Annotated in this window: 7 protein-coding genes; all 7 read left to right on the forward strand. The window is 67.4% G+C overall.

The genetic code is table 11. The features are described from left to right. Positions 1–219: hypothetical protein (locus ACIPIA_RS07125; protein WP_400508026.1), on the forward strand; the 219-nt coding region annotated here is incomplete at its 5' end. 19 nt (positions 220–238) lie between these two features. Continuing rightward, positions 239–1336 carry a LacI family DNA-binding transcriptional regulator gene (locus ACIPIA_RS07130; RefSeq protein ID WP_400508027.1) on the forward strand — a complete coding sequence of 366 codons (1098 nt, stop codon included), beginning with the start codon at positions 239–241 and terminating at the stop codon, positions 1334–1336. A gap of 79 nt (positions 1337–1415) precedes the next feature. Further along, on the forward strand, positions 1416–2291 hold the full coding sequence (locus ACIPIA_RS07135; protein WP_400508029.1) for a carbohydrate ABC transporter permease: 876 nt from the start codon (positions 1416–1418) through the stop codon (positions 2289–2291). Further along, positions 2281–3114, forward strand: a complete 834-nt coding sequence (locus ACIPIA_RS07140; protein ID WP_400508031.1) for a carbohydrate ABC transporter permease — start codon at positions 2281–2283, stop codon at positions 3112–3114. Before ACIPIA_RS07135 ends, ACIPIA_RS07140 begins: the two co-directional genes overlap by 11 nt. Positions 3115–3142: 28 nt before the next feature. Next, positions 3143–4438, forward strand: coding sequence for an ABC transporter substrate-binding protein (locus tag ACIPIA_RS07145; RefSeq protein ID WP_400508033.1), 1296 nt, complete (start codon positions 3143–3145; stop codon positions 4436–4438). A gap of 76 nt (positions 4439–4514) precedes the next feature. Next, positions 4515–5951 (forward strand): FAD-dependent oxidoreductase, encoded by a 1437-nt coding sequence (locus ACIPIA_RS07150; protein WP_400508035.1) that lies wholly within the window; start codon positions 4515–4517, stop codon positions 5949–5951. A 1-nt stretch (position 5952) separates the two neighbouring features. Then, a partial coding sequence (locus ACIPIA_RS07155) for an FGGY-family carbohydrate kinase (RefSeq protein WP_400508037.1) occupies positions 5953–7477 on the forward strand: 1525 nt, incomplete at its 3' end.

Here is a 7477-nt window from a genome sequence, read left to right on the forward strand (position 1 = left end):
GTTGGACGACTCCGGGAAATCTGCATTCGGCCCGCCCGCCATCTGCGAAATGCCGGATCCACGCGCAGAACCGACGGCGATGGCGAGGCCAAAGAGACAGGCGCAAGGCCTTGTTCGACGGATTTCGTGCGGCTGCAGCAGCTGCTGTTGTCGCTTGGGCGCCGCCGGATCGAAACGGCTTGCGCAGGGGAACTCCGCCTGTTAAACGTTTTTCAGTAAAACGTTTAACAGGCTCTTCATGGACGGTGGACGCGTAACGATCCGGGATGTCGCAGCGCGCGCCGGCGTGTCGATTGCGACGGTCTCGAACGTTTTCAGCGGCAACAAGCCGGTGAATGCCGATCTGCGCGCCCGCGTACTGAAGGCTGCCGAGGAACTCGCCTATCAGGTCGATCGGGCAGCCTCTCAGCTTCGCTCGGGCCAGGGCCGCGTGGTCGGCGTCCTCGTCCCTGACCTCGACGACATCTTCTTCACCTCGCTGATCTCGCAGCTTGAGGTCCTCGCCGAGAAGGACGGCTACGATATCCTCGTCGCCAGCTCGCGCGACGATCTCGGGCTGGAACAGTCGCGGCTGCGCACCCTGCTGGCCTGGCGCCCTTCGGGATTGATCGCGGTACCCTGCTCCGATGGCGTTCCGGGCGTGCTGCGCAACGAGATTGGCCGATTGCCGATCGTCTTCGCCGACCGCGTGCCGCCCGAAGGCTCCCTCGTGGACACGGTGGCGATCGACAATCGCAAGGCGGGCGAGATCGCCGCCCGGCATCTTCTTGCCAAGGGGCACGGCGAAATCCTCATCGCCGCCTCCAGCCTCGGCATCTCCCCGATCCGCGAGCGTGTCGCCGGCGCTTGCGAGTTGATCCGGGCCAAAATCCACCGGGAACCGAGCGTCGTCGAACTCGGCTCCAACGCCGATCGCGGTGCAGCGACCTTCCAGAACTGGCTCGAGCGCAATCCCCAGCCGAGCGCGGTGATCGCATTGACCAACGTCACGACGCTGAGCACCCTGTCGGCGCTGGCGCGACTGCGGGTCGACATTCCAGATCCGGTCTCGGTGATCGGCTTCGATGACTACCCCTGGATGAGCGCCCGCAAGACTGGGCTTACCGCGATCCGCCAGCCAATTGCCGAGATCGCGGCCGTTGCCTGGGGCCGGCTGCGCGCACGTATGTCCGGAGACAAAGCACCGCCCGAGCACTCGGTGCTGCAGGCCAGCCTGCAGGCCCGCGACTCCGTGCGCGATCTCGCCGCCATCGCGGCGGATGGCGGAGATGCCGGCGGTCCCGATCCGCTACCCAACCCGGAGCGACCGATCACCGCTCCCAAGGCGGTGCACTGACGAATATCGACTGCGGACGCCCCCGTCCGAGCCACCGTGCCGACAGAGCCCGGAGCAAAAGAATGACTGGAGGAAACGCGTGCAACTTCAACAAACGGCACGGATATTGCCGCTTCTTGCGCCGGTGCACTTGCTCGTCCTGAGCGTGATCGTGCTGCCGTCGCTCTATGTCGTCTGGCTGAGCCTGAACACGTCGAGCTTCGGCCAGGCGCCGAGCTTCGTCGGCCTGCAGAACTACTGGCGCGTCCTCACCGATCCCGCCTTCCACAGCGCGCTCTGGAACACCGTCGTACTCGTCGTGGTCGCGGTCCATCTGGAACTGGCCGTCGGCCTCGGCATGGCGCTGCTCTTCGCCAGCGGCCTGCCGTTCCGGCGCTTCCTGCTCGTCGCCGTGCTCGCGCCTTACGCCGTCAGCGAGGTCACGGCCGTGGTGATGTGGCGCTTCCTGTTCGATCCCGATGCCGGCCCGATCACCCTTGCGCTCCGCGCGCTCCACCTGCCGACGCTCGACTGGTCCTTCGAGCCCTCGCACGCGATGATCCTGATCGGGCTGCTGACGATCTGGCTGCACCTGCCCTTCACCTTCGTCATCGTCTACGCGGCACGCCTCGCGGTCCCGGCCGAGCTCTACGAGGCCGCGCGGATCGACGGCGCGACGCGCTGGCAGGCCTTCCGGCGCGTGACCCTGCCGCTGCTCGCCCCGGCGATGCTGATCGCGCTGCTCTTCCGCTACATCTTCGCTTTTCGCCTGTTCTCGGAGGCATGGCTCCTGACCAAGGGCGGCCCCGCCCGCTCGACCGAGGTGGTCGCGATCTACCTCTATCAGGAGGCCTTCAGCTTCAACGCCTTCGGCCCGGCCGCCGCCACCGCCTGGATCATGGTTCTGGCGTCCCTGCTGCTGGCAGGCGCCTATGTCCTGCTGCTCAGGCGTGGAGGCGTCGCCCATGCGCATTGAGCGTCTCCTCTTCGGGGCGGGCAAGGCACTCGCCGTGGCGGCGATCCTGTTCTGGTCGCTGTTCCCGATCCTGTTCATCGCAATGTCCTCGCTGAAGCCCGGCCAGGACATTTTCGCGGTGCCGCCGAAATGGCTGTTCACGCCCACCTTCAAGCACTACGCCGAGCTCTGGCGCTCCTGGGGCGTGTTCTTCGACGGGCTGCTCAACAGCCTGCTGATCACGGTGGGCGCGACGCTGCTCGCCATCCTCGCCAGCGCCTGTGCCGGCTACGTCTACTCGCGCAATTCCGGGCGCTGGCTCGGCACGAGCCTGCTCGGGCTCATCATCATCAGGCTGATCCCGCCGATCGTGGTGACGCTGCCTCTCTTCCCGATCGTGAACTGGCTCGGGCTGAGCGACACCCATCTCGTGCTGATCCTGCTCTACGCCACCTTCTTCGTCTCGCTCGGCACGGTGCTGATGCGCACCTTCATGGACCAGATCCCCCGCGAACTCGACGAGGCCGCATCGATGGACGGCGCCAGCCGCCTGACCATCCTGCGCAAGGTCATAGCCCCGCTGGCGATGCCGGGCGTGCTGGCGGTCGCGGTCTTCGTCATCGTGTTCTCATGGAACGAGTTCCTCTTCGCCTTTGTCTTCACGGCGACCCGGGCCAAGACTGCCCCGCTCGTGATCTCCGAGATGATCGGCTCCATCGACGGCGTCGACTGGGGGATCCTCTTCGCCGCCGCGACGGTGCAGCTCGTGCCCGTCCTTCTCTTCGTCGTCTTCATGAACCGCTACCTCGTGGCCGGTCTCACCGCCGGTTCGACGAAGGGGTAGCCAACCACAAAGAAAGAGGGAGGAAGCCATGCCGAAACTTCGTGAAACGCAGATCACACGCCGTGCATTCGTCGCCGGTACCGCTGTCGCGGCGGCGGCGCTCGCCGGCCGGCCCGCGCGCGCCGCCGGCAAGACGCTGAACGTGCTCAGCCACAAGGTCCACCAGACCGTTCTCGGCAGCGGCGACGGCGACCTCATGGCCAGCTGGCGCAAGGCCAACGACGCCGAGATCGCCTTCACGACCTTCGACTCGAATCCCTTGCAGGACCGGCTGTTCCGCGAGGCCAGCCTCAAGGAGACCGAATACGGCGTCGGCTATCTCATCGACAACCGGCCGACCTCGCAGATCGCGGCACTGTTCGAGCCGCTCGACGCCTATCAGAAGCAGGACGCCATCGAGGATTTCGGCGATATCGCGCCCGGCCTCGTCCAGGGCATGACGGTCGACGGCAAGCTGATCGGCATCCCCGTTCGCCACGCCACACAGGGCCTGTTCTACAACGAGGCCCTGCTGGAGGAAGCCGGCATCCCGGCTCCGCCGGCGACGCTGGAGGAGCTGATCGAGCAGGCGAAGAAGACGACCTTCACCTCCAGGGCCGGCACACCGGTCACCGGCATGGTGCTGGCGAGCGATCTTGCCGTCTTCCCTGTGATGTTCGCCCGCGCCTATGGCGGCGACTTCATCAGCCCCGATCTCAAGCTGGTGCCGAACCGCGAGGCGCTGGAGCAGGGGTTGGCGGCGCTGCGGGGGATGTTCGAGGCCGGCAGCCTGCCGCGCAGCTATGCGACGACCAAGAACGACGATCAGGTGACCTGGCTGCAGCAGGGCCGCGCCGCCTTCACCGTGCTGCCCTTTGCCCGCGGCGCACAGCTGAACAATGCCGAGCAGAGCAAGTTCCCGGGCAGGATCAAGGCCGTCCCCTTTCCCGGCTCGGCCGCGATCCAGGGCAAGATGCCGATGGCCTCGGTCGTCGAAGCCTGGGCGATGTCGATCCCGAAGAACGCCAAGGACAAGGCGCTGGCCTGGAGCTTCATCAAGGACGTCTCCAGCAAGCGCGTGACGCTCGGGATGGCGATCAACGGCAACGGCCCGGTCCGCGTCTCGACCTATGCCGATGAAGGGCTCAAGGCGAAGAACCCGCTCGCCGCCGTCGAGGCCAAGGTGCTGGCGACGGCGCGTGGCGCATTCCCGCCCTTCCCCGAGGCAGCCCGTGCACAGGCGACCTTCCTCGAGGAGGTCCAGCTTGCGGTGCTCGGCCGCAAGCCGGTCAAGGACGCCGTCTCCGCCATCATCGAGCGCGTCAAGCCCATGATGCCGGCCTGATTTCTTTCTCTCGGCTGCGGGGCGCGGCGCCCCGCAGGCATTCGCTCAGCTTGCTACGCCCTCAAGGATCTTCGCCATGACAACTGCGACCCGCTTCATCGAGGAGCCGGCCCGCTCCATCCCCGTCTCCGCCGAATATGACGTGCTCGTCGTCGGCGGTGGCCCTTCGGGCATAACCGCCGCACTCGCCGCAGCCGAGGACGGCCTGCGCGTCGGGCTGATCGAGAGCCGCAGCTTCGTCGGCGGCAACATGACCATCGGCCTGCCGGTACTCGGCTTCCTCGGCCAGAAGGGCAACCAGATCATCGACGGGCTGCCGCAGAAATTCATCGAGCGCCTGCGCCGGGAACGCCAGGGCGCGAGCGAGCACCGGCCCTGCCCGCTGCACATGGGCATCACGCTGGTCGAGCCCGAGGCGGTGAAGACAGTGGCACTGGAAATGCTGACGGAAGCCGGCGTCGACGTGCTGTTCTACACCTTCTTCGCCGGCGCGCTGGTCGAAAACGACACGATCCGCGGCGTCATCACCGAGAGCAAGAGCGGCCGCACCGCCCTTCTGGCCAAGGTGGTGATCGACTGCAGCGGCGACGCCGACGTCGCCTACAGCGCCGGCGTGCCGACAGAGAAGGGCAATGCCGAGGGCGGAATGCAACCGCCGACGCTGATGTTCTGTCTCGCGGGCGTCGACACCGATGCGCTCCGGCTCTCGATCGCCAACGCGCCGCCGGCGGCACGCACCTATCTCACCGACTTCATCCCGGCCGAGTATTTCGGCCAGAACCATCAGTTCATCGTCGTCGGCCTGCGCGAGCTCATGGCCAAGGCCAAGGCCGAGCGCGGCCTGCAGATCCCGAACGAGCGCACCATCATCATCACCGGCCTGAAGAAAGGCGAGGTCTGGATCAACATGACCCGCGTCAAGGGCACGGACGGCACCGATGCCCGGAGCCTGACCAAGGGCGAGATCGAAGGCCGCGCCCAGATCGACGACATCGTCACCTATCTGGTCAATTACGTGCCGGGCTTCGAGAACGCCTATTTCACCAAGACCGCGCCCTTCCTCGGCATCCGCGAGACGCGGCGCATCATCGGCCAATACGTGATGACGCAGGAGGACGTGCTCGCCTGCACGCATTTCGACGACGCCATCGCGGTCGCGAGCTACCCGATCGATATCCACCGGCCGGCGGATGACGGCTGCACGCTGATCTGGTGCGGCGACTGCTACGACATCCCCTATCGCTCGCTGGTGCCGCAAAAGATCGGCAACCTGCTCGTCGCCGGGCGCAGCATCTCCGCGACGCACGAAGCCATGGGCGCGATCCGCGTGATGGCGACCTGCATGGCGATGGGCGAGGCCGCCGGCCGCGCCGCGAAGATCTCGGTGCGCGGCAACCGCCCGCCGGCCGATATCGACGTCGAGGAATTGCGCCGCCAGCAACTCGACCACGGCGTCTATCTGCGCAACCCGGACGGCACCCGCGCCGGGCCGCCGAACCGCGCCGCGGCCTGAGATGGGCGGGCACTTCATCGGCATCGATGTCGGCACCGGCAGCGCCCGGGCCGGCATCTTCGACAAGCAGGGACGCATGGCCGCGACGGCAAAGCGCGACATCGCGCTCTATCGCGACGGGCCCGACTTCGCCGAGCAATCGAGCAGCGACATCTGGCAGGCCGTCTGTGCGAGCGTGCGCGAGGCGATGGCCGGAGCCAGGCTCACGCCGGACGATATCGCCGGACTGGGCTTCGACGCGACCTGCTCGCTCGTCGTGCTCGGGCCGGGCGGCAAGCCATTGCCGGTAGGCGCCCATGGCGATGCCGACCGCGACATCATCGTCTGGATGGATCACCGGGCCATCGCGCAGGCCGAGCGCATCAATGCCACCGGTCATCCCGTGCTCGCCTATGTCGGCGGCACGATCTCGCCGGAGATGCAAACGCCGAAGCTGCTCTGGCTCAGGGAGAATTTGCCGGCCACTTACGATGCGGCCTGGCAGTTCTTCGACCTGCCGGATTTCCTGACGTGGCGCGCGACCGGCTCGCTGGCGCGCTCGACCTGCACGGTCACCTGCAAATGGACCTATCTCGCCCATGAGGGCCGCTGGGACCCAGGCTATTTCCACCAGATCGGCCTCGCGGATCTGGCCGATGACGGCTTCTCGCGGATCGGCACCGAGATCGCCCCGGCCGGCACGGCGCTGGGCCACGGGCTGACCGAGCAGGCCGCCGCCGAACTCGGATTGAGCCCTGGCACCGCCGTCGGCGCCGCTCTTATCGACGCCCATGCCGGCGGCCTCGGCTCCGTCGGCGTACGCTCGCCGCATGGCACGGCGCTGACACGCTTGGCCTATGTCTTCGGCACCTCGGCCTGCACCATGGCTAGCAGCCGCGAGCCCATCTTCATCCCCGGAATCTGGGGCCCCTACGCGTCCGCGATGGTCCCGGGCCTCTGGCTCAGCGAGGGCGGGCAATCCGGCGCCGGCGCCGCCATCGAGCAACTCATCGCCTTCCACCCGGCGGCGGCGGAGGCACGGCACTGGGCCGAGACGCAGGGCATCTCGCTTCCCGACTGGCTGGCCGCCCGTGTCGCGCAGCACGGCGCCAACCTCTCGGAGGCGGTCCATCTTGCCGGGGGCATCCTCGTCGTGCCGGATTTCCTCGGCAATCGCTCTCCCCACGCGGATCCCCACGCACGCGCCGTGGTCGCCGGGCTGGGCATGGAGCGCGATCTCGACAATCTCGTCGCACTATACGTCGCCGGCCTGACGGGGATCGGGTACGGCCTGCGCCAGATCATCGATGCCAGCCGTGCCAAGGGCGCCACGATCGAGGCCATCGTTCTCAGCGGCGGGGCCGGCCGCCATCCCCTCATCCGGCAATTGCTGGCCGACTGCTCGGGACTGCCGCTGCTGGCGCCCGACAACGTCGACCCCGTCCTCCTCGGCTCGGCCATGCTGGCGGCCTCGGCGGCGCAGGCCTTCCCCGGTCTCGAGGAGGCGATGGCGGCCATGGCGCCGGGCGCTGCCATCTTCCCTCCCG

Source organism: Allobosea sp. CER48, from assembly GCF_044752385.1.
Lineage (GTDB): Bacteria > Pseudomonadota > Alphaproteobacteria > Rhizobiales > Beijerinckiaceae > Allobosea.

Coding starts and splice junctions, on each gene's coding strand:
- ACIPIA_RS07140 (WP_400508031.1), top strand. CDS start 2,281: ATGCGCATTGAGCGTCTCCTCTTCGGGGCGGGCAAGGCACTCGCCGTG.
- ACIPIA_RS07130 (WP_400508027.1), top strand. CDS start 239: ATGGACGGTGGACGCGTAACGATCCGGGATGTCGCAGCGCGCGCCGGC.
- ACIPIA_RS07145 (WP_400508033.1), top strand. CDS start 3,143: ATGCCGAAACTTCGTGAAACGCAGATCACACGCCGTGCATTCGTCGCC.
- ACIPIA_RS07150 (WP_400508035.1), top strand. CDS start 4,515: ATGACAACTGCGACCCGCTTCATCGAGGAGCCGGCCCGCTCCATCCCC.